Origin of the sequence: Streptomyces puniciscabiei, assembly GCF_006715785.1 — a bacterium.
Taxonomy (GTDB): Bacteria; Actinomycetota; Actinomycetes; order Streptomycetales; family Streptomycetaceae; genus Streptomyces; species Streptomyces puniciscabiei.
This window is the reverse complement of sequence record NZ_VFNX01000001.1, coordinates 4863092-4889295: the sequence shown is the minus strand read 5'-3', so window position 1 is coordinate 4889295 and position 26204 is coordinate 4863092. Positions and strand designations below refer to the sequence as shown.

The 26204-nt window shown below is 71.1% G+C and carries 21 protein-coding genes; 11 read left to right on the top strand and 10 right to left on the bottom strand.

What is annotated here, in order from left to right; genetic code table 11:
- Window positions 1–43: 43 nt before the first annotated feature.
- The 5 genes from mmsA to FB563_RS22555 all read left to right on the top strand — a co-directional run bounded on the left by mmsA (window position 44) and on the right by FB563_RS22555 (window position 6955).
- Window positions 44–1606 carry a multiple monosaccharide ABC transporter ATP-binding protein gene (mmsA, locus tag FB563_RS22575; RefSeq protein ID WP_142218861.1) on the top strand — a complete coding sequence of 521 codons (1563 nt, stop codon included), beginning with the start codon at window positions 44–46 and terminating at the stop codon, window positions 1604–1606.
- Complete coding sequence (gene mmsB / locus FB563_RS22570; RefSeq protein ID WP_055708546.1) at window positions 1603–2844, top strand: multiple monosaccharide ABC transporter permease; 1242 nt, start codon at window positions 1603–1605, stop codon at window positions 2842–2844. The genes mmsA and mmsB overlap by 4 nt, the downstream gene beginning before the upstream one ends.
- Window positions 2845–2988: 144 nt before the next feature.
- The gene (locus tag FB563_RS22565) at window positions 2989–4161 is read left to right on the top strand and encodes an aldose epimerase family protein (RefSeq protein ID WP_055708547.1); all 1173 of its coding nucleotides are present in this window, start codon (window positions 2989–2991) and stop codon (window positions 4159–4161) included.
- Window positions 4162–4263: 102 nt separating this feature from the next.
- Window positions 4264–6000 carry a pyridoxal phosphate-dependent aminotransferase gene (locus FB563_RS22560; protein WP_142218860.1) on the top strand — a complete coding sequence of 579 codons (1737 nt, stop codon included), beginning with the start codon at window positions 4264–4266 and terminating at the stop codon, window positions 5998–6000.
- A 199-nt stretch (window positions 6001–6199) separates the two neighbouring features.
- Window positions 6200–6955, top strand: coding sequence for an intradiol ring-cleavage dioxygenase (locus FB563_RS22555; protein WP_142218859.1), 756 nt, complete (start codon window positions 6200–6202; stop codon window positions 6953–6955).
- A gap of 114 nt (window positions 6956–7069) precedes the next feature.
- Here FB563_RS22555 and FB563_RS22550 read toward each other — a convergent pair whose 3' ends face one another.
- From FB563_RS22550 to FB563_RS22530, 5 genes are all read right to left on the bottom strand, one after another.
- Window positions 7070–8473 (bottom strand): FAD-dependent oxidoreductase, encoded by a 1404-nt coding sequence (locus FB563_RS22550; protein WP_107100510.1) that lies wholly within the window; start codon window positions 8471–8473, stop codon window positions 7070–7072.
- An 11-nt stretch (window positions 8474–8484) separates the two neighbouring features.
- Window positions 8485–9360, bottom strand: a complete 876-nt coding sequence (locus tag FB563_RS22545) for a geranyl diphosphate 2-C-methyltransferase (protein ID WP_234357579.1) — start codon at window positions 9358–9360, stop codon at window positions 8485–8487.
- Window positions 9361–9736: 376 nt separating this feature from the next.
- Window positions 9737–11170 carry a family 2B encapsulin nanocompartment shell protein gene (locus FB563_RS22540; protein ID WP_055704170.1) on the bottom strand — a complete coding sequence of 478 codons (1434 nt, stop codon included), beginning with the start codon at window positions 11168–11170 and terminating at the stop codon, window positions 9737–9739.
- A gap of 288 nt (window positions 11171–11458) precedes the next feature.
- Window positions 11459–12109 (bottom strand): DUF4360 domain-containing protein, encoded by a 651-nt coding sequence (locus FB563_RS22535; RefSeq protein ID WP_055704169.1) that lies wholly within the window; start codon window positions 12107–12109, stop codon window positions 11459–11461.
- 132 nt (window positions 12110–12241) lie between these two features.
- A complete protein-coding gene (locus FB563_RS22530; RefSeq protein WP_055704168.1) occupies window positions 12242–12700 on the bottom strand; it encodes an RrF2 family transcriptional regulator in 459 nt (152 codons plus the stop codon).
- Window positions 12701–12776: 76 nt separating this feature from the next.
- Between FB563_RS22530 and FB563_RS22525 the strand changes: the two genes are divergently transcribed.
- Window positions 12777–15734 (top strand): glycoside hydrolase family 35 protein, encoded by a 2958-nt coding sequence (locus FB563_RS22525; RefSeq protein ID WP_055704167.1) that lies wholly within the window; start codon window positions 12777–12779, stop codon window positions 15732–15734.
- On the opposite strand, the gene arfA is transcribed toward FB563_RS22525, so the two are convergent.
- Complete coding sequence (gene arfA / locus FB563_RS22520; protein ID WP_055704166.1) at window positions 15735–17255, bottom strand: arabinosylfuranosidase ArfA; 1521 nt, start codon at window positions 17253–17255, stop codon at window positions 15735–15737.
- A gap of 309 nt (window positions 17256–17564) precedes the next feature.
- Between arfA and FB563_RS22515 the strand changes: the two genes are divergently transcribed.
- The 3 genes from FB563_RS22515 to FB563_RS22505 are packed head-to-tail and all read left to right on the top strand — an operon-like array spanning window position 17565 to window position 20831.
- Window positions 17565–18212: a hypothetical protein gene (locus FB563_RS22515; RefSeq protein WP_055704165.1), complete on the top strand. Its 648-nt coding sequence runs from the start codon at window positions 17565–17567 to the stop codon at window positions 18210–18212.
- A 23-nt stretch (window positions 18213–18235) separates the two neighbouring features.
- The gene (locus FB563_RS22510; RefSeq protein ID WP_055704177.1) at window positions 18236–19435 is read left to right on the top strand and encodes an MAB_1171c family putative transporter; all 1200 of its coding nucleotides are present in this window, start codon (window positions 18236–18238) and stop codon (window positions 19433–19435) included.
- Window positions 19428–20831, top strand: a complete 1404-nt coding sequence (locus FB563_RS22505) for an FAD-dependent oxidoreductase (RefSeq protein WP_107100509.1) — start codon at window positions 19428–19430, stop codon at window positions 20829–20831. Before FB563_RS22510 ends, FB563_RS22505 begins: the two co-directional genes overlap by 8 nt.
- 210 nt (window positions 20832–21041) lie before the next feature.
- On the opposite strand, the gene FB563_RS22500 is transcribed toward FB563_RS22505, so the two are convergent.
- Window positions 21042–21890, bottom strand: coding sequence for an SMP-30/gluconolactonase/LRE family protein (locus FB563_RS22500; protein WP_055704164.1), 849 nt, complete (start codon window positions 21888–21890; stop codon window positions 21042–21044).
- The gene (locus FB563_RS22495; protein ID WP_055704163.1) at window positions 21887–22660 is read right to left on the bottom strand and encodes an IclR family transcriptional regulator; all 774 of its coding nucleotides are present in this window, start codon (window positions 22658–22660) and stop codon (window positions 21887–21889) included. The genes FB563_RS22500 and FB563_RS22495 overlap by 4 nt, the downstream gene beginning before the upstream one ends.
- Window positions 22661–22800: 140 nt before the next feature.
- On the opposite strand from FB563_RS22495, the gene FB563_RS22490 reads away from it, so the two are divergent.
- The gene (locus FB563_RS22490; RefSeq protein ID WP_055704162.1) at window positions 22801–23358 is read left to right on the top strand and encodes a hypothetical protein; all 558 of its coding nucleotides are present in this window, start codon (window positions 22801–22803) and stop codon (window positions 23356–23358) included.
- 1 nt (window position 23359) lies between these two features.
- On the opposite strand, the gene FB563_RS22485 is transcribed toward FB563_RS22490, so the two are convergent.
- The gene (locus tag FB563_RS22485) at window positions 23360–24190 is read right to left on the bottom strand and encodes an oxidoreductase (protein ID WP_055704161.1); all 831 of its coding nucleotides are present in this window, start codon (window positions 24188–24190) and stop codon (window positions 23360–23362) included.
- Window positions 24191–24284: 94 nt separating this feature from the next.
- On the opposite strand from FB563_RS22485, the gene FB563_RS22480 reads away from it, so the two are divergent.
- Window positions 24285–25184, top strand: coding sequence for a LysR family transcriptional regulator (locus FB563_RS22480; RefSeq protein WP_055704160.1), 900 nt, complete (start codon window positions 24285–24287; stop codon window positions 25182–25184).
- A gap of 104 nt (window positions 25185–25288) precedes the next feature.
- Here the strand turns inward: FB563_RS22480 and FB563_RS22475 are convergent, their stop codons facing one another.
- Window positions 25289–26152 carry an ATP-grasp domain-containing protein gene (locus FB563_RS22475; RefSeq protein ID WP_055704159.1) on the bottom strand — a complete coding sequence of 288 codons (864 nt, stop codon included), beginning with the start codon at window positions 26150–26152 and terminating at the stop codon, window positions 25289–25291.
- Between the last annotated feature and the right edge of the window lie 52 nt (window positions 26153–26204).

Below are 26204 nucleotides of genomic sequence, written 5' to 3'. Positions count from 1 at the left end.
CCCGCCCCTTAGCCCGACCCCACACTGATTGGAAGGCACGACCATGGCGGGACCCGTCCTGGAAATGCGCTCGATCGTCAAGACCTTTCCCGGTGTCAAGGCGCTGTCGGACGTCACCCTGACCGTCCGGCAGGGCGAGGTCCACGCCATCTGCGGGGAGAACGGCGCCGGCAAGTCCACCCTGATGAAGGTGCTCTCCGGCGTCCATCCGCACGGCACCTACGAGGGCGAGATCCTCTTCGAGGGAGAGGTCTGCCGGTTCAAGGACATCCGGGCGAGCGAGCAGCGCGGCATCGTCATCATCCACCAGGAGCTGGCGCTGGTGCCGTACCTCTCCATCGCGGAGAACATCTTCCTCGGCAACGAACACGCCACGCGCGGGTTCATCAACTGGAACGAGACGCTCCGGCACGGCACCGAACTGCTGCGCCGGGTCGGCCTGGACGAGCACCCGGAGACCCGCGTCGCCGACATCGGCGTGGGCAAGCAGCAGCTCGTGGAGATCGCCAAGGCGCTGTCGAAGGAGGTGAAGCTGCTCATCCTCGACGAGCCGACGGCGGCCCTGAACGACGAGGACAGCGGCAAACTCCTCGACCTGATCCTGGAGCTGAAGAACCAGGGCATCACCTCGATCATCATCTCCCACAAGCTCAACGAGATCCGCCGGGTCGCCGACTCGGTGACGATCATCCGCGACGGGCGGTCCATCGAGACGCTCGACGTGAAGGCGCCCGAGACGACCGAGGACCGGATCATCAGCGGCATGGTGGGCCGCGACCTCGACCACCGCTTCCCCGAACGCACCCCGCACGAGCCGGAGGAGGGCGCGGCGCCCGCGCTGGAGGTCCGCAACTGGACCGTGCTCCACCCGATCGACCAGCAGCGCAAGGTCGTGGACGACGTGTCGATCAGCGTCCGGCGGGGCGAGATCGTCGGCATCGCGGGCCTGATGGGCGCCGGCCGCACCGAACTCGCGATGAGCGTCTTCGGCCGCACCTACGGCCGGTACGCGGGCGGCACGGTCCTCAAGGACGGCACGGAGATCCGTACCAAGACCGTCGCGGAGGCGGTGGAGCACGGCATCGCGTACGTCACCGAGGACCGCAAGCACTACGGCCTGAACCTCATCGACACCATCAACCGGAACATCTCGCTGACCGCGCTGAGGAAGGTCGCCAAGCGGGGTGTGGTGGACGAGCAGGCCGAGCGGCAGGTCTCCGAGGGCTTCCGCACGTCGATGAACATCAAGGCGCCGACGGTCTTCGAGCCGGTCGGCAAGCTGTCCGGCGGCAACCAGCAGAAGGTCGTCCTCAGCAAGTGGATCTTCGCCGGGCCCGATGTGCTCATCCTCGACGAGCCGACCCGCGGCATCGACGTGGGCGCCAAGTACGAGATCTACACGGTCATCGACCAGCTCGCGGCCCAGGGCAAGGCGGTCGTCTTCATCTCCTCCGAGCTGCCCGAACTGCTCGGCATGTGCGACCGCATCTACACGATGGCCGCAGGACGGCTGACCGGTGAGGTGCCGCGGGCCGAGGCCACCCAGGAAGTGCTGATGCGCCATATGACGAAAGACAAGGCGAAGGACGAAGAGGTATCGCGATGAGCACGGATGTGACCGCCAAGAGCCCGGCCGCGGCACCGCCGGGCAAGGACGGATCGGGCGGCGAGGGCCTGCTGCACCTGGTGCTCGGCGGCCTGCGCCGCAACATGCGCCAGTACGGCATGCTGATCGCGCTCGGCCTGATCGTCGTCCTCTTCCAGATCTGGACCGGCGGCGACCTGCTGCTGCCGCGCAACGTCTCCAACCTGGTGCTGCAGAACAGCTACATCCTGATCCTCGCGATCGGCATGATGCTGGTGATCATCGCCGGGCACATCGACCTGTCGGTCGGCTCGATCACGGCGTTCGTGGGCGCCTTCGCGGCCGTGCTGACGGTGCAGCACCATGTGGCGTGGCCCGTCGCCCTGGTGCTGTGCCTGCTGGTGGGCGCGGTGGCGGGCTCCGTACAGGGCTTTCTGATCGCCTACTTCGGCATACCGTCGTTCATCGTCACCCTCGCCGGGATGCTGCTCTTCCGCGGTCTGACGGAGATCCTGCTCAAGGGCCAGACCCTCGGCCCGTTCCCGAACGGCCTGCAGAAGATCGGCAACGGCTTCCTGCCCGAGGTCGGCCCGAACACCAACTACCACAACCTCACGCTGCTCCTCGGCATCGTCCTGGTCGCCGCCGTGGTGTGGCAGGAGGTGCGCGACCGGCGCCGCCAGCAGGAGTTCTCCCTCGACGTGGTGCCGAGGAACCTCTTCCTGCTCAAGCTCGTCGCCCTGGTCGCCGCGATCGTCGCCCTCACGATGCTGCTCGCCAGCTACGACGGCGCGCCGATCATCCTGATCGTCCTCGGCGTCCTGGTGGGCGGCTACGGCTACGTCATGCGCAACTCGGTCTTCGGCCGGCACATCTACGCCATCGGCGGCAACCTGCCGGCGGCCAAGCTGTCCGGCGTGAAGGACAAGCGCATCACCTTCCAGGTGTTCCTGAACATGGGCGTGCTCGCGGCCCTGGCGGGTCTGGTGGTCGCCGCCCGTCTGAACGCGGCCTCGCCGAAGGCGGGCGACGGCTTCGAACTGGAAGCGATCGCCTCCTCGTTCATCGGCGGCGCCTCCATGAGCGGCGGTGTCGGCACCGTTCTCGGCGCCATCATCGGCGGTCTCGTCCTCGGCGTGCTGAACAACGGCATGAACCTCCTCAGCGTCGGCACCGACTGGCAGCAGGTCATCAAGGGCCTCGCCCTGTTGGCGGCGGTCGGCTTCGACGTGTGGAACAAGCGCAAGTCCGGTTCGTAAGCAAGCGAGTGAGCCGAAGGGGCGCGCCGGTGTCGAGAGACCGAACGCGCGGAGGCGCGAAGCGCTGAGCACGATCGGGCTCTCGACACCGGCATCCAGCGCCCCGGAGGCGAACGAGCGCCCAAAAAAAGGGGAGCCGCAGTCATGGAACTGAACAGACGCACGGTCATTGCAGGCGCGGCGGCCGCGGGTGTCGCCGCCACCACCCTCGGCTCGGGCACTGCCCAGGCCGCCGCCGGTTCATCGGGTTCGTCGGGAGGCCGTAAGCCGGTGAAAGAGTACTTCGGCACACTCGCCGACGGCACCAAGGTCCACCGCTGGTCGCTGGAGAACGGCGGCACCCGCCTGAAGGTCCTCTCCTACGGCGGCATCGTCCAGTCCCTGGAGATCCCCGACCGGCACGGCCGGTACGCCAACGTCTCCCTCGGCTACGACAACCTCGACGCGTACGTCAAGGGCACGACCTACTTCGGCGCGACCATCGGCCGCTACGGCAACCGCATCGCCAAGGGCCAGTTCACCCTGGACGGCAAGAAGTACCAGCTGTCCGTCAACGACGGGGTGAACAGCCTGCACGGCGGCAAGCAGGGCTTCAACACCAAGGTGTGGGACATCGAGCCCTTCACCGCGGGCTCCGACGTCGGCCTGCACCTGTACTACACGAGCGTCGACGGCGAGATGGGCTACCCCGGCACGCTGAGGACGAAGGTCACCTTCACCCTCACCCGGCACGGCGACTGGCGGATCGACTACGTGGCCACCACCGACAAGCCGACCATCGTCAACCTCACCAACCACACCTACTACAACCTCGCCGGGGAGGGCAGCGGCAGCATCTACGACCACGAACTCTGGCTGGCCGCGAGCCGGTTCACCCCCACCGACTCGGGCCTGATACCCACGGGTGAGCGGGCGTCGGTCAAGGGCACCCCCTTCGACTTCACCCACCCCAAGCCGATCGGCCGGGACATCCGCATCGGCCATCCGCAGCTGGTCACCGCCAAGGGCTACGACCACAACTTCGTGCTCGACAAGGGCGTGACCGCGCGGCCCGAGCACGTGGTGACCCTGCGCGACCCCTCCTCCGGCCGCACCCTGAAGATCCTCACGGACCAGCCCGGTGTGCAGTTCTACTCGGGCAACTTCCTCGACGGCACCCTCGTCGGCCAGTCCGGCCACACCTACCGGCAGGGCGACGGCCTGGCCCTGGAGACCCAGCACTTCCCGGACTCGCCGAACGAGCCGAGGTTCCCGTCGACGGTGCTGCGGCCGGGGCAGACGTACCGGACGACGACGATCCACCGGTTCTCGGCGTGAACCGGCTCACCCGTCGGGTGAGTTGAACGCCACTGCCGTCCCCTCCGTATCCATGGGTGGCCCGTGCTCCCCCGCACGGGCCACCCCGAGACGGAGGTTCCTTTGGCCGGCAACGTCACCTCGCTGTTCCGCGGCGGCGCCGCCCACAGCCCTTCGATGGCGGCGCTGACCCGGGAGGGCGGCGACGGAACCGGCCCGGTGGACTTCTGCATCCCGTGCAACCCCTACTTCCCCACGCCGGCCATGTACGACGACCTGGCGGCCCGGCTGCGCGAGATCATCACGTACTACCCGAGCAGTGCCGACACCGTCACCGCCGAGCTGTGCGGCCTCCTGCAGCTGCCGCCGCAGTGCGTGGCGATGGGCAACGGCTCCACCGAGCTGATCACCTGGATCGACCACCTCCTGGTCCGCGAGTCCCTCGCGGTCCCGGTGCCGACCTTCGGCCGCTGGACCGACCAGCCGATGGAGACCGGCAAGCGGGTCGACATGTTCCCGCTGCAGGAGGCGAGCGGCTTCGCGCTGGACCTGGCCCAGTACGCCGAGTTCATCCGGCGGCGCGGCACCCGGGTGGCGGTGATCTGCAACCCCAACAACCCCGACGGCGGCTATCTGCGCAGGCAGCAGGTCGTCCAGTTCATGGACGCGATGGCGGACCTGGACCTGGTGATCGTCGACGAGTCGTTTCTGGAGTTCGCCGACGCGGAGGCCGAGCCCAGCGTCGTCCAGGAGGCCATGCTCCGCCCCAACGTCGTGGTGCTGCGCAGCCTGGGCAAGAACTTCGGTCTGCACGGCGTCCGCTTCGGCTACCTGGTCGCCAACCCGGCGCTCGCGGGGAAGGTGCGCGGGATGCTCCCGAAGTGGAACCTCAACTCCTTCGCCGAACACGTGGTGTTCATGCTGAAGGAGCACGGCCCCGAGTACGCCCGGAGCCTGCAGCAGATCCGCCGCGACCGCCTGGAGATGGCCAGCCACCTGTCGGCGCTGCCCGGCCTGACGGTGTACCCCTCCCAGGGGAACTTCCTCTTCGTCCGCCTTCCCGTCGGCGCCGAGGGCACGGTGGTCCGGGACCGGATGCTCACCGAGCACCGGATCCTGGTCCGCGAGTGCGGCAACAAGATCGGCTCGTCCAGCCGCTTCCTGAGACTCGTGGTGCGCCCCCAGGTCGACGTGCGTCGCCTGGTGTCCGGCCTGGAGCAGGTGCTCTACGGGTCCAGGAGGGGAGCCGCCGTACCCGAGCTGGGCACCGGGACCAGCTACAGCTCGGGTACGGCGGCGGTGGACCGGCTGGTGAGCGAGACCAACGGGGGAGGTGTCCGGGGCCTTGCCGCCCAGGCGCAGGAGCTGGGCGCCCCTGCGGCCCCGGCCGTCGGCACCGGCATGCCGCTCCCCGCCGCCGTCCCGCCCGGCGCCGGGATGCCGGTGCCTGCGGCGCCTCAGCCGATGCCGCCGGCCCAGCAGCCGGCACCGATGCCGGCGGCGGCCCAGGTGACACCGCCACAGCAGCAGCCCATGCCGCCGGCCCAGCAGCCGATGGCCCCGGCACCCGCCCCGGCCCCGGCACCCGCTCCGCTGCCGCCCCCGCTGCCCGCTCCGACGCCCGTACCCGCTCCCACTCCTGCGCCGGCCCCGGCTCCCGTGCCGGCACCCGCGGCCATGGCGGCGCCCACTCCGCCCGGGGTACCGGCCCGAGGCGGCCTCACGGCGGCCCAGGTGCGCGGCATGACGGCGCCGGCCACGCCCGTTCCCGCGACGGGTCTGGCCCCGGCCCCGGCCACGGGATGGCCCAATGCGCAGAGCTGGCCGAATGCGGCGGGGATGGACCAGGCGGCGGGCTGAGCCGGGTTCAGCGGGCGACCGGCCACCCCGTGCTCCAGTGCAGCAAGTCGACGCCGAGCTTCGGGGTGCCGCCGCTGTTCGTCATTTGCGAGTCAACGGTTCTCACTACAACTCGCCCGTCTCACTTGTTACTTGACAATTCGTCACTTTGCTGGGCCGACAGCTCGCGGACAGGAACCCTTCCTACGATGCCGTGTCCATGACAGACACTTCGGATGCCCGCGAGATCGGGCGACGCACCGTACTGATCGCCGGTGGCACGACGGCCGCGGCGCTGGCCCTGGGAGCGGCGGCCGCACAGCCGGCCCCCGCCGCCACCCGGACGCGGACCGCCGCGTCCGCCGCCGTCTGCACCCTCACCAAGGAGATGACCGAAGGCCCCTACTACCTCGACGGAGCGCTCGTCCGCTCCGACGTCACGGAGGGCAAGGCGGGCATCCCGCTGAAACTGGCGCTGACCGTCGTCGACTCGGCCTGCACCCCGCTCAGCAACGCCCTCGTGGAGATCTGGCACGCCGACGCTGTCGGCGAGTACTCCGGCTACGTCGGCAACAACGGCCACAACGAGTCCGACGACGGCACCTTCCTGCGCGGCGGCGTGCTCACCGACGCCGGCGGGGTCGCCCACCTCACGACGATCTACCCGGGCTGGTACCGGGGCCGCTGCGTCCACGTCCACGTGAAGGTCCACACCGGTGTCACCCTGACGTCGGACGGCTCCTTCACCGGCGGCTCGACGCTCCACACCGGCCAGCTGTTCTTCAAGGAGACGATCACGGCGGCGGTGGGCAGGCTGTCGCCGTACTCGACCAACACGGTCACGCGTACGACGCTCGGCCAGGACTCGGTCTACGACGGCGGGGGTGCCGCGTCCGGCCTCCTCACCCTCACGGCCCTGGGCAGCACGACCTCCGCCGGCTACACCGGCACCCTCACCCTCGGAGTCTCCGACTGAGCCGGCAAGGCCGAGGAGTCCGCCGGCACGAGCCCGCGCCCCGCCTCGGCGAGCGGCGCGGGCTCCGTCACGGGCCGCGGCCCGCCCTCTCCCCCACCGCCTGGCCGGCCTTCGTCACTCGCGCCGGGAGGTGAACGTCAGGACCTTCAGCGCCACCAACGGGTGGAACAGCAGGGCCGGAGAGGCCACCATGTTCACCACCCGGACGAACCGCGTCCACACGGCCGCGTCCTTCACCGCCACATGGAAGAGACGCATGTTGTACCAGTGGGCGATGCGCGCGGCGAGGGACTGGCCGTCCGGGGTCCACATCAGGTCGGAGTTGGTCGACACCGTCCACGGCAGCAGGAGCAGACGGCCCACCTTCTTCTGGAAGGCGCGGGCGAGGCCGTCCAGTCGCCCGGTCGTACCGTGTCGCTTCAGCATGCGCTGCAGCAGCTCCGCTTCCATCGCCGCGACCGTCATGCCCTGGCCGTAGACGGGGTTGAAGACGCACACGGAATCGCCCACGGCGAGGAGGCGGTCCGGCCAGTCCCGGACGGCGTGGAAGGGCCACCACTGGTTGTCGGCATTGGTGTAGCGACGGGTGGGCTCCTGGACGGAGCGCCGGGCGATGTGTTCGGCCAGGTGCGGCATGTTCAGGCTCTTCGCGAACGCCAGGTAGCCCTCGTCGTCGGTCGGCGGCTGGTCGTGGAACCCGAACAGCATGCACGTCCACCGGCTGCGCTCCACGGCGAGCAGGATCCCGGCCCGGCGCACACTGGGAGCGAACAGCATCTGATGGGCGACGTAGTAGTCGGGGTGGTCGGGGTGGCTCTCCGCCGGCCGGTCGAAGTTCATCGACGTGTAGGTGACCTTCGCCTTCACGGTCCGCCTGGGCGGCACGCCGATCCCCAGCTCGTTCAGCCAGTCCACCAGGGAACTGGACCGTCCGGAGGCGTCGATGACCAGGTCGGCGGCCAGCCGGAAGGGCTTCGCGCTCTGCGACTGGCAGGTCACGCCGTTCACCCGGCCCGCGAAGTCCCTGGTCAGGCCCGTGCACTGGGTGGACGGCAGCAGCGTGACCTGGGGAAGTGCGAGCACCTTGCGGCGCAGGCGGCGTTCCAGTTCGTCGCGGGTGAAGCTCTGCACCGGGATGCCCGTACGCTGCCGTGGCGCGAGTCCGACGGGCAGCAGGAAGTCGATGCCCTCTCCGTAGTCGAATACCGGCGCTCCCGCTTCTCTCAGTTCCTCCCGCAGTCCCGGGAACAGCCGCTCCAGGATCTGCCCGCCCCTGGCCAGCATCGCGTGCCCCTGGTAGCCGTGCGGAGCACCCGGATGAGCGCCGGTGTCCTCGTCGACGGCGTCCCGTTCCACCAGGACGACCTCGCGGAAGAAGTCGGCCAGTACGCGTGCGGTCACGAGTCCCGCATAGCTGCCGCCGATGACAACGGCCTTGCCCCAAAGGCAATGTGCTCTCAATGTCTTCTCCCGGGCCGGGCGCGGTGTCGCAGGTCCCGCGCGTACGGCACCACCCATGCGCCCTGGTTTCAGATGCGGTCGGCTGTGATGAGGAGGTAGTGGAAGCTGCCCTCCTTGTAGGCGGTGAGGAAGGAGTCCTCGATGCCGGTGGCCACGGACGACTTGGCGCGCAGTTCCCAGTAGGGGATCGTGTCGGGGGTCAGGTCCACCACCTGCATCGGCACCAGGTTGTTCGCCGCCAGTGCCCTGAAGTACTCGCTGCGCGGGTGGATGTTGCAGGTGTAGTGCTCGTCGATCCTGCTGACCGCCTTGGATCGCATGCCGGTGACGTCGTTGGAGCAGCCGGTGATGCAGACGTAGCGTCCGCCGTACTCCAGCAGGCGCGAGAACTCGGCGAAGAGCTCGAACAGGTCGACGTACATCGTCGTCTCGTTGGTCCAGATCGCGCGCCGTGATCCGGTCGGCAGACGGGTGTCGAGCATGTTGCGGAAGTGGAAGCGGACCTTGCCCATCACCCCGCGCTGCTTCGCCTGGTCGTTGGCGAAGTCGACCTGCTGCTCGGAGATGCTGACGCCGTCGACGTGGCAGCCGAAGCGCGCGTTGGCCATGAAGCTGGTGCCGCCTCGGCCGGAGCCGGCGTCCAGGAGGTGGTCGTCGGGGGTGATGTCGCCGAGGTGGTCGAGGAGGATGTCGGCCTGGGCAGTCTCCAGGCGGTGCAGTTCCTCGATGATGCGCTGGTCACGGTTCTCCGGCGGACCGGCGAGGACCGAGGGGTCCCACTCGCCGAGGCCGTAGTGGTGGTGGTAGAGGCCGTCGACCTCGCCGAGCTTGATGTTGACGGGGTCCTTCTCCTTGTTCCAGTACTCCGCGACCGACTTCTGGTAGTCGGTGCGCAGGACGTCGCCCATGGCGATGCTTTCCATCTGGGTGGAGATCTTGGACATGGGGTTCCTCACGGGGGACGGGGGTCAGGGGTGCGCGGAACGCGTGGGGTCAGGCGGCGTTCGCAGTGTCAGGCGGCGTTCGCGGACGCGGCCTCGGTCTCGGACTCGGACGTCGGCGAAGTGCCGGCGACCGGCGCCGGGTCCCCTGCGGTGGCCGCCGCTTCGAAGGCCGGGTGGGCGGCCGATGAGCCGAGCCCCGTCGGGCGGCCCGAAGTCAGGCGCCCCGGGCCGGCTCCCGGCCCGGCGGACGGTGTGCGGGCCGGCGGTGGCGGTCCCGTCGGCGGTGACGCCCCGGCCGACCGCAGAGCCTGTACCGGGCCCGCGATGGTGTGGGCCGCGGTCGGTGCCGTGACCCGGGAGATCGACGACACCGCCGTCAGCTCCCGTTGGTGCGGGCGATCTCGACGTTCTCCAGGATGCCGAGGGCGTCGGGCACCAGGACGGCCGCCGAGTAGTAGGTGCTGACGAGGTAGGAGATGACCGCCTGCTCGTTGATGCCCATGAAGCGGACGTTCAGGCCGGGCTCGACCTCGTCCGGGATGCCGGTCTGGTGAAGGCCGATGACGCCCTGGTCGTCCTCGCCGGTGCGCATGGCGATGATCGAGGTCGTGCCCTGGTCGCTGATCGGGATCTTGCCGCACGGCAGGAGGGGCACGCCGCGCCAGGCGGGGATCTGGTTGCCGTTGAGGTCGACGCTGCCGAAGTAGAGGCCCCGCTTGTTGCACTGGCGGCCGAACGCGGCGATGGCCTTCGGGTGGGCGAGGAAACAGCGCGTCTTGCGCCGCATGCTGAGCAGCTCGTCCATGTCGTCCGGGGTCGGCGGCCCCGAGTAGGTGGAGATCCGCTGGTCGAAGTCGGCGTTGTTGAGCAGGCCGAACTCCGCGTTGTTGATCAGCTCGTGCTCCTGCCGCTCACGCAGGGCCTCGATGGTCAGCCGCAGCTGCTGCTGCGTCTGGTTCATCGGCTCGTTGTAGAGGTCGGCGACCCGGCTGTGCACCCGGAGCACGGTCTGCGCCACGCTCAACTCGTACTCGCGCGGCTCGAGTTCGTAGTCGACGAAGGTCTGGTGCAGCGTCTCCTCGCCGTGGTGACCCGCCTTCAGCAGGATGTCGGCCTCGCCGGACCGGTTCAGCCGGCGGTCGCCGTCGGTGCTGATGGACTGCACGTGCCGGCGCAGCTTCTCGTGCCGGTCGGCGACCGCCTTGTACGCCGTCAGCGGCAGCGCGAGTACGGTCGTGGCGGTCATGGCACGGGCCGTGAAGTCCCACTTCCGGGTACCGCCGGCGAGCACCTGGCCGCCGAAGGCGTCCCCGTCGGCCATCAGACCGATCGTGGCCTCGGCGTCGTACGGGCCCTCGCTGATCTTCTCGACCTTGCCGTGCGCGATCAGGTACACGTGGTCGGCCTTGCGGCCCTCCTGCACGATGACCTGGCCGGGGGCGAACTCCTTCTGCACGAACTTGTCGGCCAGCGCGCCGAGCGCGTCCTTGTCGGTGAAACCGCGCAGCAGCGGCAGTTCGCCCAGTTCGGCGGGGACCACCTGGACCTTGGAGCCGTTCTTCACGAAGGTCACGCGACCGTCGCCGAGCGTGTAGGAGAGGCGGCGGTTGACCCGGTAGGTCGCGCCGGGCACGTTCACCCAGGGCAGGATGCGGGTGGCCCAGCGGGAGCTGATGCCCTGCATCTGGGGTTCGGACTTGGTGGTGGTGGCGAGATTACGCGCCGCCGCGGTGCTGAGGCTCTGCTGCTCGCGCTGCTGCTGCTCGGACTCCGGGCCCGCCGCCTGTGCGGTCACTGTGTCGAGGGGCATGGCTCTACCTCGTCTTCCTCGTTGGCATGGCACGTGGGAGCGGGACGACCCGGCGTCCTGCCGTCACGCTGCGTGCACAGAAGTAGCAGAGCCACGCTCACGTTGAGTGATCGCTTCAGGCGGCGCGCGAGGGCAATGGACCGGCGCGGACTGCGCCCCTCGCGCGCCCCCTGTGCGCATCACCCCCTGTCGAACGATTCTGCGGGTCAACCCATGGATGACCGCTCACCGGCGAGGACTGCCCGCGGCCACTAGGTACTCAGAGTGACCGGCGTGGCGTCGGCGCGCCTATGCGCTCGGGCACTGCTTCCACGCCAGGTGGTACACCGTGCTGATGTCGCCGTCGGTGGAGTCCATGGTCATGAAGCTGACCTTGCCCGGGGTCTGGGTCCCCGCGTTCACCCGCAGCTCGGTGTTGATGTTGAAGTTGCGCAGCACCCCGCACGGCGCCCAGACCAGTTGCGCCCAGTCCGTGCTGTCGGTGGCCTGCCAGTCGTCGTTGTAGGGGCCGTTGAAGGGGTGGGATCTGGGCACGGTCTGCGAGGAGCCCTGGAAGTAGTACGAGGCCTTCTGGGTGGCGCTCGCGCCGGGCTGGAGCGACAGGAAACCGCGGTAGTCGGCGCTGGCTACCGCGTAGGTGAAGCCCTGGGGGACGTGAACCACCAGGTTGAGCTGGCAGTTCTTGCGGAAGTCGGTCGGGTCGGAGGCACCGCCGGCCTGGGCGAGATAGCTGCTGTAGGTCACCGTGAAGGCCGTGTTGTCCGGGGAGACGGCGACGGCGGCCGTACCTGCCGGACAGCCGGAGCCGTTCACCGTGGCGACGTCGATGACGATCTTGTCCGGGGGCGGGTTGTCGAACACCGGTGACGAGGACTGAGCGGGTAGCGCGGTGGTGAGGAGAGCGGCTACGGCACCGCTCAGGAGGAGTCCACCAGCCATGGTTTCTCCCGTGGTCGAGTGTGTGGGGGGTCTGTGTGGAACCTGTGAAGCGCTCCGCATCGTAGGAAGCGCCGGTCACCACCGGGAGGTTCAACTCCGGCCATTCACAACCGACCGTTCACACCCCACGCCCTACGGGTTCTCCCAGGCCGCCGGTTCCGCCGCCAGCGCCCGCACGGGCTCCGGCAGCGCGTCCGCCGCGAGGTCGGCGAGCGTGACACCCTCCAGGATCCGGCGGACGTTCGCGCGCAGCGCGATCCACAGCGGCAGCAGGGGCTCGGCGCTGCCGCTGTAGGCGAGGCCCGTCGGGCGTTCCCCGCGGACCGAGACGATCGGGCCGTCCACCGCGCGGATCACATCGGCGACCGTGACCTCGGCCGCGTCCCGCGCCAGCCGGTAGCCGCCGCCTCCGCCACGCCTGCTGTCGACGATCCCGCCCCGCCTCAGGTCGCCCAGGATCCCTTCCAGGAACTTGTGCGGGATGCCCTGCGCGGTGGCGATTTCCTCCGCCTTCACCGGGCCGTTACTCTGCCGTACGGCCAGCTCCAGTACCGCCCGTACCGCGTAGTCCGCCCGAGCCGAGATCCTCATGGGTCCATTGTGGGGCGTCGCCGCGTGGAGAATGGCCTGCACCCGCGCCCCGTAAGATCGCCCGGGAGGATCCACCTTGGCGCTCAGCAGACGTACCTTCAGTGCCCTGGCGGGCTCGACCGCGCTCGGGCTCGCCCTGGGCGGCAGCGGCGGGCCCGGGGCGCCCTCGGCGTACGCGGCGCGCAGTGTGCCGACCGGCCCGGCACCCGCCCCGCCGAGCGCCGACGGCTGCCGGCACACCATCGGCTACGACCAGTACTCGCTGCTGGTGGACGGCCGGCGGCTGGTGCTGTGGTCCGGCGAGATGCACCCCTTCCGGCTGCCGAGCCCCTCCCTGTGGCGGGACGTGCTGCAGAAGATGCGGGCCCACGGGTACAACGCCGTGAGCATCTACGTGGCCTGGAACTACCACTCCCCCGCTCCGGGCTCCTACGACTTCACCGGCGTCCGGGACCTGGACCTGTTCCTGCGCACGGCCGCCGAGACCGGCCTGTACGTCATCCTGCGGCCCGGCCCGTACATCAACGCCGAGGTGGACGGCGGCGGCTTCCCCGGCTGGCTGACGGCGACGAAGGGCACGGCCCGCACCGACGACCCGACGTACCTGGGGCATGTCGACGAGTGGCTGACCCAGGTGAACCGGATCGCCCGCCGGCACCTGTTCACCCAGGGCAGCGGCACGGTCCTGCTGTACCAGATCGAGAACGAGTACGACGCCCACGCCGGCGACGCCACCGGCCGGGCCTACATGTCCCACCTGTACAAGAAGGTGCGGGCGGACGGCATCGACGTCCCGCTGTTCCACAACGACAAGGGCAGGAACGGGTACTGGGTGCCCGGGTCCTTCGACACCGGCGGGGAGAAGGGCGGCTGGCTGTACGGCTTCGACGGCTATCCGTCGCCCGCGCACACGCCGCCCGACTGGGGGCACTACGGTCCCGGCGGCCCGACGGGCGGGGCCGGCGCCTCGCCGTCCACGCCCGGGTTCGTGCCGGAGTTCGGCGGCGGCTGGTTCGACCCGTGGGGCGGTGCCTTCTTCGACGGCAAGGGGTACGCCGAGTCCCGGCGGACCCGGGACGCCGCCTATGAGCGCCGGTTCTACCTGACCAACCTGGCCAACGGGCTCACCCTGCACAACGTCTACATGACCTTCGGCGGCACCTCCTGGGGCTGGCTGCCCGCGCCGGTCGTGTACACGTCGTACGACTACGGCGCCGCCATCGACGAGGCGCGGAACGTCACGGACAAGATCGCGCCGATGCACCAGCTCGGCCATCTGCTCCAGCGCGTGCCCGACTTCGCCAAGCTGGACCGGGCGGCGGACGTGCACGCCGAGGGCCTGAAGGTCTACCACCTGACCAACCCGGACACCGGCGCCCATGTCTACGTCGCCCGCAACGACGGCACGGACGCGGTCACCACCGAGCTGCCGACCGACGCGGGCCGGGTGCGCATCACGGTGCCCGGCAAGGACGCCCGGCTGCTCACGACCGGGCTGAAGCTGGGCAGGCGGACGCTGAAGTACTCCACCGCCGAACCCATGCTGTGCCTGACGGCCGGCCGGCAGGACGTCGCCCTGTTCTCGGGACGCCTGGGTGACATGGCCGAGCTGGTGCTGAAGTGCCCGGTGGAGCCGAACGTCATGCGGCTGGACCCCGAGGCCGCCTGGGTCTTCGACAACGACGACGACCTGCATGTGAACGTCCCGCTCGGCGAGGGCGGGCTGACCCGGGTGCTGGTGGAGAAGGGCGAGACCGAGACCCCGCTGGTGCTGCTCTTCGCCGACGACGCCACCGCCGTCCGCATGTTCCCGTACGACACCCCGTCCGGAACCGTGCTGGTGTACGGCCCGGCGCTGCTGCGCCAGGCCGAGCTGCGCGGATCCGAGGTCCACCTGACCGGTGACGTCACCGAGACGACGACCATCGAGGTGTGGGGGCCGCGCGGGATCGACACCCTGGTGTGGAACGGCCGTACCCTGCCCACCCGGGTCACCCTGTCCGGCAGCCTGATGACCACCGGCCTGCTGCCGGCCGCCCCCGAGGTGCGGCTGCCCGAGCTGGGCGGCTGGCGGATGCGCAGGGAGAACCCGGAGGCCGGGCCCGGTTTCGACGACTCGGACTGGACGGTCGCGGACAAGAGGACGACGTTCAGCACCACGCCGGTCCCCGAGGGTCAGCCGGTCCTCTTCGCCGACGACTACGGCTTCCACTACGGGGACGTCTGGTACCGCGGCTCCTTCACCGGCTCGACCGGCCTGGAGGAGATCTCCCTCGCCTACAGCACCGGCACGCAGGGCCTGCTGATGGCCTGGCTGGACGGCGAGCCGCTGGGCACCCACCGGATGCCGGTGCCGGACAAGGACACGACCGTCCGGAAGGGCAGTTGGGCGGACACGGCCGTCTTCCCGATCCGTGACTCCCTGCGCTCCCCCGGCCGGCATGTGCTGTCGGTCCTCGTCCGGCGCATGCAACGCGACGAGGACGGCAAGGGGCTCGACACCCACAAGGTGGCCCGTGGGCTGACGGCTGCCGCCTTCAAGGGCGCCTCGCCGGAGGTCAGGTGGCGGATCCAGGGCGCGGCGGCCCCCGACCCCGTGCGCGGCCCGATGAACAACGGCGGCCTGTACGGCGAGCGGCAGGGCTGGCATCTGCCCGGGTTCCGGGACCAGGACTGGGAGCCGGTGAGCTTCCCGCGCACCGCCCGGTACCAGGGCGTGACCTGGTACCGGACCAGCTTCCGCCTCTCGGTCCCGGCCGACGTCGACGCCTCGGTCGGCCTGACCCTGGAGGACGATCCGTACCGGGCCTACCGCGCGCAGATCTTCCTCAACGGCTGGAACATGGGCCAGTACATCAACAACGTGGGCCCGCAGCACACCTTCGTCCTGCCGAACGGCGTCCTGCGCACCCGGGGCACCAACACCCTCGCGCTGGCGGTCCTCTCGGAGTTCACCACGCTGTCGGGGCCGGGCCGGGTGAGCCTGACGCTGCTCGGCAGGGCGAGCGGCGGGCTGCCGGTCACGCCGGTCTGATCACGCGAGCCTGATCACGTTCCAGGACAGCGGCTCCAGTACGGCGGTGAGCGTGCCGTCCTGAAGGGCGGTGCCCTCGACCGGGTGCGGGACGACCCGCTCGGGCTCGGCGCGGGTGTTGCGGGCGTCGGGGTCGGCGTCCGCGAGCGCGCTGTGCTCGGTGACGGTCGTCACCCCCAGCCGGCCGAGGGCGACTTCGAGCGGCAGGGCGTCCGTGCGGCTGCGGTTGACGGCGAACACCGTGACCGTGCCGTCGGCCGCGCGGACGGCCGTGGCGTGCAGCAGGTCCGTCTCGCCGTACTTCTTCGTCTCGTACGTCGGCGAGTCCACGCGCACGTCGAGCACCTCGCCCCGGCCGTACTTCGACGCCTGCGCGAACGGGAAGAACGTGGTCTGCCGCCAGGCCGGGCCGCCCGGCTCGGTCATGATCGGGGCGATCACGTTGACCAGCTGGGCGAGGCAGGCGACGGTGACCCGGTCGGCGTGCCGGAGCAGGGCGATGAGGAGCGAGCCGAGGACGACGGCGTCCGTGACGCTGTAGTTGTCCTCCAGGAGGCGGGGCGCCTCGGGCCAGTCCGTCTGCTCGAAGGTCTTCGCGTGCTCCTCCCACTTCGAGAGGTACCAGACGTTCCACTCGTCGAAGGAGAGGTTGATCCGCTTGCTGGACTTGAGCTTCGCGCCGATGTGGTCGGCGGTGGCGACCACGTTCTCGATGAAGGACTCCATGTCGACGGCCGAGGCGAGGAAGGAGTCGACGTCGCCGTCCGTGGGCTCGTAGTAGGCGTGCAGGGAGATGTGGTCGACCAGGTCGTACGTCTCCTGCAGGACGGTCGCCTCCCACTCGGCGAAGGTGGGCATGGCCTGGCTGGAGGAACCGCAGGCGACCAGTTCGACGGCGGGGTCGGCCTGGCGCATGGCCCGGGCGGTCTCGGCGGCCAGCCGGCCGTACTCCTGCGCCGTCTTGTGCCCGGTCTGCCAGGGCCCGTCCATCTCGTTGCCCAGGCACCACAGCCTGATCCCGAAGGGCTCCTTGTCGCCGTGGGCCACGCGGAGGTCGGAGAGGGCGGTGCCGGAGGGGTGGTTGGCGTACTCCTGGAGTTCGAGGGCCTCGGCGACGCCGCGGGTGCCGAGGTTCACCGCCATCATCGGCTCGGTTTCGGGGCCGAGCTTCTTGAGGAACGCGATGAACTCCGACAGACCGAAGCGGTTCGTCTCGGTGGAGTGCCAGGCGAGGTCCAGGCGGCGGGGGCGGTCCTCGACGGGGCCCACCGAGTCCTCCCACTTGTAGCCGGAGACGAAGTTGCCGCCGGGGTAGCGGATCGCGGTGACACCGAGTTCGCGGACCAACTCCAGAACGTCGGTCCGCAGTCCGGCTTCGTCCGCCGAGGGGTGCCCGGGTTCGTAGATGCCCGTGTAGACGCAGCGGCCGAGGTGTTCCACGAAGGAGCCGAAGATACGGGCGTTGACCTGGCCGACGGTGAAAGCCGGGTCGAGGGTGAAACGCGCGGTGCTCTTGCTCATGGGGTCCTTTCGAATCACTTCACAACCGGCCAGTCGGCACGCCGGCCCAGCTCGTTCAGGCCCAGCTCCGGGGTGCCGTCGCCGTTCGCGTCGTAGTGCCCACGCGGATCCTCTCCTGTCGCTCAACTCACTTGTTCGGTATACCGGATAATGCTCGCAACTTCGAACGGGACCGTAGATTCGAAGCGCTTCCGCGTCAATGGGTGGGACACGAGCTCATAGATGGTTTTCTCTTGGACCACGGTCGCCGCATCCCATGACGGGGACACGCCCAGCCGCGTAGGCTCTGTCCAGCGGAAGGGGGAGTCGATGGGCATCGCGGGCGCGCGTGAGCGGGCGGCACGCCTGGCCGCACGGCTTCGCCGCTCCCGCCCGGGCGCCGCGAAGCGGACGCTGGCCGGCGGCCTCGCCGCCGCCGTCCGCGCCCGGCCCGAAACACCCGACGACGTACGGGCGTTGTGCCGGGCACTGTGCGAGGAGATGAGCGGACTGCGCGGCGGACGGCCCATCGAGGTGCGCTTCGAGCGCATCCCGGACGAGATCGAGGTCACCGGGCTGTGGCTGGAGTTCGCCGACTTCGACCTGGTGATCGTGGAGGAGCGAGCCGAGGCCGTGCAGCAACTGGTGATCCTGGGCCATGAGTTGTGGCATCTGCACACCGGGCACCGCCATCCCCACCTGGCCGGCGACGCGGCGGCCCGCGCGCTCGCCGACGCACCCGGCTGGCGGGACCTTCCCCTCACGGTGGCCGCCCGCAACGGCTCCCGGGAGGCCGACGAGGCCGAGGCGGACGACTTCGGGCACCGCCTGGCCGCCCTGTTCCGCCCCCACCTCACCGGCTCCGGCACCTCCCCCGGCCCGGTGCACCGGTCACTCAGCCCGGTGCAGCGGACCCTCGGTTATCGCGGACGCGACGAAGGGAACCGGGCGTCAAGAAAAGAGGGAAGGGCTCGGTGAACTCGGCGCTCGGCCTCTCGGGGATGCTCGACGAGGTCTCCATCTCCTTCTGGATCCCCACGGCCGTCCTGACCGCCGCGCTGGCGATCAAGCTGCCCAGCATCATCAAGATGTGGCGGGACCCGATGCTGCGTGCCGTCGGCGGTCTGCTGCTGTTCGCCTGTGCGGTGTTCGTCTTCGCGGCCCCGCGGACCATCGCCTGGACCAACCGGGTCACCGGGGTGCCGAACATCTCCGCGCCCTTGGTGTACTCCCTGCTGACCGCGCTCTGCGCGTCCTGGCTGCTGCTGATCATCGCCTGGCGCAACGGCCGCTCCGACTCGGCCCAGACCCGCCGGGTGACCCGCTGGGTGGTGGCCGTCTACGCGGGCGTGGTCGTCGCCCTGTGGGTGCTCTTCGCCCTCGCGGACGTGCCCGTGGAGCGGCTGCGGGACCTGGACACGTACTACGCCACCACTCCCTTCATGCGCGAGGAGATCCTGCTCTACCTCGTCGCGCACACCGTGGCCTGCTCGATCACGGCCCGGCTGATCTGGAACTGGATCCGCACCGACGGCCTCGACGCCTGGCTGCGCTGGGGGCTCAGGCTGCTGGGCGTCGGCTACGCCACGAACCTGTTCTTCGACGCGGCCAAGCTCACCGCCGTCGTGGCCCGCTGGACCGGCCACGACCTGGACTGGCTGAGCACCAATGTGGCGCCGGCCGGCGCGTGCGTCTCCGCCACCCTGGTCGCGGTGGGCTTCATCGTCCCGCACGTCGGCCAGTATCTGCACGAGCGCTGGCACGTCCGGCTGCGCCACCGCGCGCTCGGCCCGCTCTACCGGCTGATGCGGACCGTCACCGGCGAACGCGAGCCCTTCGCCCCGCACGCCCCCGCCGAACTGCGCCTGATCCGCCGCGAGACCTTCATCCGCGACGCCCTGCTGCAACTCTCCCGGCACCTGGACGAGGACCTGCGCGAACGGTCCCACCAGGCCGCCCTCGCCCTCGGCTTCGAGCCGGGCCGGGCCAGGGCCGTCGCCGCCGCCGTCGCCCTGCTGGACGCGGCCGGCGGCGAGCGGCCGCCGCAGGCCGAGGCCGCCGGCTCTCCCTCCGGCCCGGACACCACGTACCTCCTCCAGGAGATCCAGGCCGTGTCCCAGGCCCTCCGCCACCCCGACGAGATCACGGCGGTACGCGCCCGCGCGGCCGCCCCCGCAGAGAGCGTGCGCGCGCATGAGTGAACCCCCCTCCCCCGCCAGAACCGCCGTCGTGCTGGGGGGATCCCACACCGGCATGCTCGCGGCGCGCGCCCTCGCCGAGTCCGCCGACCGGGTCGTCGTCGTCGAACGCGACACCCTGCCCGAGGGCCCCGAGCCCCGCAAGGGTCTGCCGCAGGCCCGGCACGCCCACATGCTGTGGTCGGGCGGGGTACGGGCCGTGGAGGAGCTGCTGCCGGGCATCACCGACGCGCTCACGGCCGCCGGGGGCCGCCGGCATCCCTTCACGACCGGCGTGGTCGCCCTCTCCGCGCAGGGCTGGTTCCGGCGCTGGCCCGAGTCCCACCATGTGATCCTGGCCGGCCGGGACCTGCTGGACGCCACCATCCGCGCGCAGGTCCTCGCCGACGAACGGATCGACCTTCTCGACGGCACCGAGGCGCTCGGCCTCACCGGCAGCGACGCGGCCGTCACCGGCGTACGGATCCGGACGCGGGACGGCGCCGAGCGCACCCTTGCGGCCGGCCTCGTGGTCGACGCCACCGGGCGCGGCTCCCGGGCCCCGCACTGGCTCGCGGACCTGGGGCTGCCCGCGCCGCGGATCCGTGAGGTCGACCCGGGCCTGGTCTACGCGAGCCGGCTCTTCCTCGCCCCCGAGGCGGCCCGGGAGGGCTTCCCGGTGGTCAACCTGCAGCTCGATCCGCACGGCGACGGTCCCGGCCGCTCCGGCTTCCTCCTCCCCATCGAGGACGGCCGCTGGATCGTCACCCTGCAGGGCACCCGGGGCGGCGAACCCGGCGCCGCGAACGAGGACTTCATCCCCTTCGCCCGGGACAGGCTGCGCCATCCGCTGCTGGGCGAACTGCTGGAGCGCGCCGAGCCGCTGTCCGACGTGTCGGTCACCCGCTCCACGCGCAACCGCCGGCACTTCTACGAGCGCATGCCGGCCTGGCCCGAGAACTTCGCCGTCCTCGGCGACGCGCTCGCCGTGTTCAACCCGGTCTACGGCCACGGGCTGGCCGTCGCCGCACAGAGCGCGGTGCGGCTCCGCGCGGTGATACGGCGGCACGGCTGGGGCACGCCGGGGCTGGCGCGCCGCGTGCAGCGGGCGGTGGCCCGTCCGGTCCGCGCGGCGTGGGACCTGGCCCTCGGCCAGGACGTGTTCCACCCCGGCGCGACGGCCTCCGGCCCGACCGTGCGGGACAGGCTCGTCTCGGCCTACGTCGGGCGGCTGATGTACACCGCGACGGGCAACGGCCGCATCGCCCGCCGGGTCACCGACGTGACGTCACTGGAGCGCGGGGCGCACGTGCTGCTGACGCCCAGTGTGCTGCTCGCGGCGGCGGTGGGGCCGCTGCAACCCCCTTTGGCGGGGCCGCCGTTGACCGCGGAGGAGAGGAAAGCGGCGGGGCTGGTATAGGCCGTCGTCCGGCTGCGGGTCCGCGGTGGCTGGTCGCGCAGTTCCCCGCGCCCCTGAGGGGCGCTGCAGTCCCCGGCACCTTCCAAGCGCCGCCGCCGCTGCGGGCAGTCGTGCCTCCCCCAGTGCCTTAAGGGCCTGGGGGGACCCCCAGGCGGCACGGGTGGGCGCAGCGGCACCCCGCACGCGCGGGCAAGCGATTCCCTGCCCCGCTCAGCCCGCGAATGCCGGTTGGGGCAGTCCCTGTCCCGCCCCCGGAATCACCAGCAGGGAACCCGACAGCGGATGCGGGGCCGGCAGGCCGGTGCGGGCTGTCGTGACGTACAGGTCGGTCAGGCCGGCGCCGCCGAACGCGCAGGCCGTCGTACGGGGCGCGGGCAGGCCGATCACCCGGTCCAGGACACCGCCCGGGGTGTAACGCCGTACCGCTCCCCCGTCCCACAACGCCACCCACACACAGCCGTCCGCGTCGACCGTCAGGCCGTCCGGGAAGCCCGCGCCCTCCTCGATCTCCACGAGCGGCCGGCGGCCGTGGACGCGCTCGCCGTCGTAGTCGAAGACGTCCACGCGGCGGGTGGGAGTGTCGACGTAGTACATGAGGCGCCCGTCGGGGCTCCAGCCGGTGCCGTTGCTGATCGTGACGTCGGGCAGGACCGTCCGAGCCGTGCCGTCGCCGTTCAGCCGGGTCAGCGTGCCGCCGCCCGGCGCCTCGTCGTAGCGCATGGTGCCCGCCCACAGCGAGCCGTCGGGGGCGACGGCGGCGTCGTTCGCGCGGCGGCCCGCGACCGGCTCGTGGTGCAGCCAGCGGAACGTGTCGTCGGGGTCCAGCAGGCCCACGCCGTCCCGGAGGTTGAGGACCAGGCCGCCGCCCGCGCGGGGCTTGACCGCGCCCACGTGCTGCTCGGTCGTGCGCACCGTGCGCCGGCCCGTCGCCGGGTCGTAGGTGTGGACGCGCATGTCCAGGATGTCGAGCCATATCAGCCGGCCCGTCGCCACGTCCCAGGTCGGCCCCTCACCCAGCTCCGCCTCCGCCCGTACGGCGACCTCGTACCCGGCGCTCACGCGGCGCCCCGGTGGCCCAGCCGCTCCGACAGCTCGGCCGCGCCCTTCGCGGCCAGCTGCTCCAGCTCGCCCCGGCGTTCGTCGCTCCAGCGGATCATGGGGACGGAGATGGACAGGGCCGCGACCACCTGGCCGGTACGGTCGCGCACGGGAGCGGCCACACAGCTCACGTCCGGGTTGGACTCGCGGCTCTCCACCGCGATGCCCCGCTGCCGGATCTCCGCGAGGGCCTCGCGCAGGGCGGCCGGCTCGGTGATGCTGTTGGGGGTCATCGCGGCCAGCTCGGCGTCGTCCGGGATGCGGGCCGCGAGCTCCGGCTCCGGCAGCGAGGCCAGCAGCATCTTGCCGACCGAGGTGCAGTGGGCGGGGAGCCGGCGGCCGGCGGCCGAGACCATGCGGACGGCGTGCGTGGAGTCGACCTTGGCGATGTAGATGACGTCGGTGCCCTCGAGGATCGCCACGTGCACCGTCTCGTCGCAGGTCTCGGCGACCGAGCGCGCCACCTGCTGGCCCTCGGCGGCGAGGTCGAGCTGCTCGGCGTACCGGCTGCCGAGCTGGTACGGGCGTACGCCGAGCCGGTAGCGTCCGGGCTGCCCCGGCACGGGCACGACGTACGACCGTGCGGCGAGCGTGGTGACCAGCTCGTGCACGGTGGTGCGCGGCAGCTGGAGCTTGCGCACGATGTCGGGGGCGGAGAGCGTCCCGTCCCCGTCGAGGAACAGCTCAAGAATGTCGAGAGCCCGGGTCACGGCAGGTACGAGGCGTCCCACGTCCGGCCCCCTCCCTTGGGTAAGCGCCTGTGTTCGAGATTTCAACAGACGATCGGCATGACGAACACAGGCTAGTCATGGAGGGTTGCCCGGGCAATGGGTCGGAAGGACGGCGGCGGTGGTCCGGGCACCATGGGGCCATGCATCTCGACTTCCAGCTGGTCCTGCTGCGCCGCATGGCGGACCACAACCCGGATCTGGTCGAGGACGCCCGCCGGCGGCTGGGCGTCTCGATCGCGGACATGCGGGAGACGAACAAGCGCTGGCAGGCCATGGTCCGCTCGCCGAGGTCCAGGTCGGCCGCCGCCCGCTATCGCTCGGTCCTGGGCGAGCCGGAGTCCGTCCTGCCCCGCCGCCTCGGCGACGTCGACTGCGAGGCCCGGCGCTGGACCCTGCCGCTCTGGCCCGACCTGCGCTTCGAGGTGCTGGTCGGGCCGGACGGCGCGGTGTGGAACGAGTGGCTGGTGCGCGCACCCGGCGCCCCGGCACCCAGACTGCAGACCCTGGAGGACCTGGTCCCCTGGTCCTGCACGGTCGACGAGGCCGCCCGCGCCTTCGCCCCCGCCCGCCCCCTGGAGGGCACGGCACCGACCCGGTGGGGCCTCGCCTTCACCGCCCCCGGCCCGGACGGCGTACGGCACGAGGTGGTCGCCGAGTTCACCTGGGGGCTGCTCCAGCGGACGGCCGTCATCACCTAGGTCAGACGTCGAAGGTTGTCGCCCGGGTCCGCTTCTCCCAGGCCATGACCTCCTCGCGGACCTGGTCGGCGTGGGCCAGGACCGCGCTCACCCCGTCGTCGCCGAGCGGCAGCCGCAGCGGGGTGTCCTCGGCCTCCAGCGCGGCCAGGATCAGGGCGGCCGCCTTGGCCGGGTCGCCGGGCTGGCTGCCGTGTCCGCGGGCGACGGCACCCCGGGTCTCGCCGACCCTGGCGTACACCCCGGTGTCGGAGCTGATCCCGGCCCGGTCGGCCTCGAAGAGCGAGGTCCGGAACGCGCCCGGCTCGACGATCAGCACCTTGACGCCGTACTCCCGCACCTCGTCCGCGAGCGCCTCGGACAGGCCCTCCAGGGCGAACTTCGTCGCGCTGTACGCCCCGAAGCCCGCGAAGGACATCTGGCCGCCCATGCTGCTCATCTGCACGATCGCGCCCGAGCGCCGTTCCCGCAGGTGCGGCAGCACCGCCCGGACGAGCGCCGCCGGGCCGAAGAAGTGCAGGTCGAACAGGTCGCGCAGCTCGGCGTCCGTCGTCTCCTCGACGGCGCCGACATGGGTACGGCCCGCGTTGTTGACCAGCACGTCGATCCGCCCGTGCCGGGCCACGACATCCCCGACCGCCGCCTCGATCGCCGCCACGTCGGTGACGTCCAGCCGCAACGCCTCCACCTGGTCGGGATGGGCGGCCACCAGGTCGTCCAGGGCCTCGGGGCGCCGGGCCGCGCCGACCACCACATCACCGGCGGCGACGGCCGCCTCGGTGATCGCCCGCCCGAAACCGCTGCTCGCCCCGGTCACCAGCCACACCTTGTTCATCGCAACTCCCCGCAGCTCTCGATCCGTTCGACACGGACAAGGCTGCCGCCGGATGCCGTTGCCCGTCCAAGACCCCTGGTGATAACCAACGGCTATGACCATGGACGTGCACACCCGCGATCTGGGCTACTTCGTCGCGGTCGCCGAGGAACTGCACTTCACGCGCGCCGCCGAGCGGCTGTACGTCTCACAGCCCGCGCTGAGCAAGCAGATCCGGGCCCTGGAGCGGCAGCTGGGGGCGGAGCTCTTCCGGCGCGACCGGCACGGGGTGGCGCTGACGGGCGCGGGCGAGGCGCTGCTGCCGCACGCGCGCACCGTGCTGGCCGCGTGGGAGGCGGGCGCGGCGGCCCTGGAGGAGGCCAAGGCGGCCCAGCGCAGCACCCTGGTCGTGGGCATGAGCACCAGTCCGGGCCGGGGCGGCCTGCTGCCGGCCATCCGCTCCCGCTTCACCGCCGCACACCCCGAGGTCACCGTCCGGCTGCGCCAGGTGAGCTGGGACGACCCGACGGCCGGCCTGGCGGACGGCACCGCGGACGTCGCCTTCGTCTGGCTCCCGCTGCCCGACGAGGAGCGCTACGCCTGGACGCCGGTCGCCGAGGAACACCGGCTGCTCGCCCTCCCCGAATCCCACCCGCTCGCCGCCCGACCGGAGATCGACTTCACCGAGGTACTGGACGAGCCCTTCCTGGCCCTCCCCGAGAGCGCGGGCCGCCTGCGCGACCACTGGCTCGCCCTCGACGCCCGCACCGGCCGGCCACCCCGGATCGGCGCGGAGATCTCCGGCACGGAGGAGACCTACGAGGCACTCGTCGCGGGCCTCGGCATCTGCCTGGTGGCAGAGGGCAACGCCCCCTTGATCACCCTGGGCGGAGTCACCACCCGCCCGGTCCGGGGGATCGAGCCGAGCCGCTATGTGCTGGCATGGCGACGGGAGGACGGTAGCCGACCGCTGGTACGGGCGTATGCCGAAGCATGTCAAGAGACGGTGCGCTGAGCGCCCCGCAAGGGGCGCGGGGCTGTGTTCGATATGCGGCTCCGCCACGTGGGCGCGATCAACCACAACGGCGTCGCAGCCGCACAACGACACCGCGCGGCACTTCAGTAGGCGCAAACGGCCTCCACAACCCGCTCCAACGACCCGGGATGCAGCCACAGGAACAGATTCGGCTCCACCAACTCCAGCTCCATCAGCCGGGGTTCCCCATCCTCCCCGTCCACGAGATCCACCCGCGCGTACAGCAACCCGGAACCACCGGGCACCGCCCCCAACGCCTTCTCGGCGACCGCCAGTTCCGCATCCGTCGGCTCCCACCGCTCCAGATCCGGATGCGCCACCTTCTCCGCGTCGTACGCCGTCCCCGGCGTGAGCACCGCGCCCTTGCGGCTCGCGTGCAGCAGCCGCCCGCCGAAGAACTGCAGCGCCCGCTCCCCGCTGACGTCGATCCCCCGTACGTACGGCTGCACCATCGCGGTGAACCCCTCGGCGTGCATCCGGTCGAGCTGCCGCAGCGCCGTCTCGCGCCGGTCAGGCGTGTAGCGCGCGGCGAACCGGGCGCCGGCGCCCGAGGTCGGCTTGATCACGTACTCGTGGCCGTCGGGCAGGTCGGCCGGCTCGCCCGGTGCTATGTAGCGCGTGGGGACGGTGGGCACGCCGGCCGCCGCCAGTTCGCCGAGGTAGCGCTTGTCGGTGTTCCAGCGCACCACGGGCGCCGGATTGGCGAGCCGGGTCAGCGCGCCGACCCGGTCCACCCAGGCCCCGAACTCCGCGGCCCGCCAGCTGTAGTCCCAGGTGGACCGGATGACGACGAGGTCGTAGCCGCCCCAGTCGGCGTCCGGGTCGTCCCAGTGGCGGGCCTCCGCCTCGGCACCCGCGTCCGTAAGAGCCCGCACCAGCCCCGGCAGGTCGGTGTCCTTGCCGGGCTCGGCGCCGGGGTCGTAGGTGGCGAGGGCGATGCGGGGCACGGCGGACTCCCTGTCGTACGACGGATGGGTCGGCAGCGAGGCTAACAAGCGC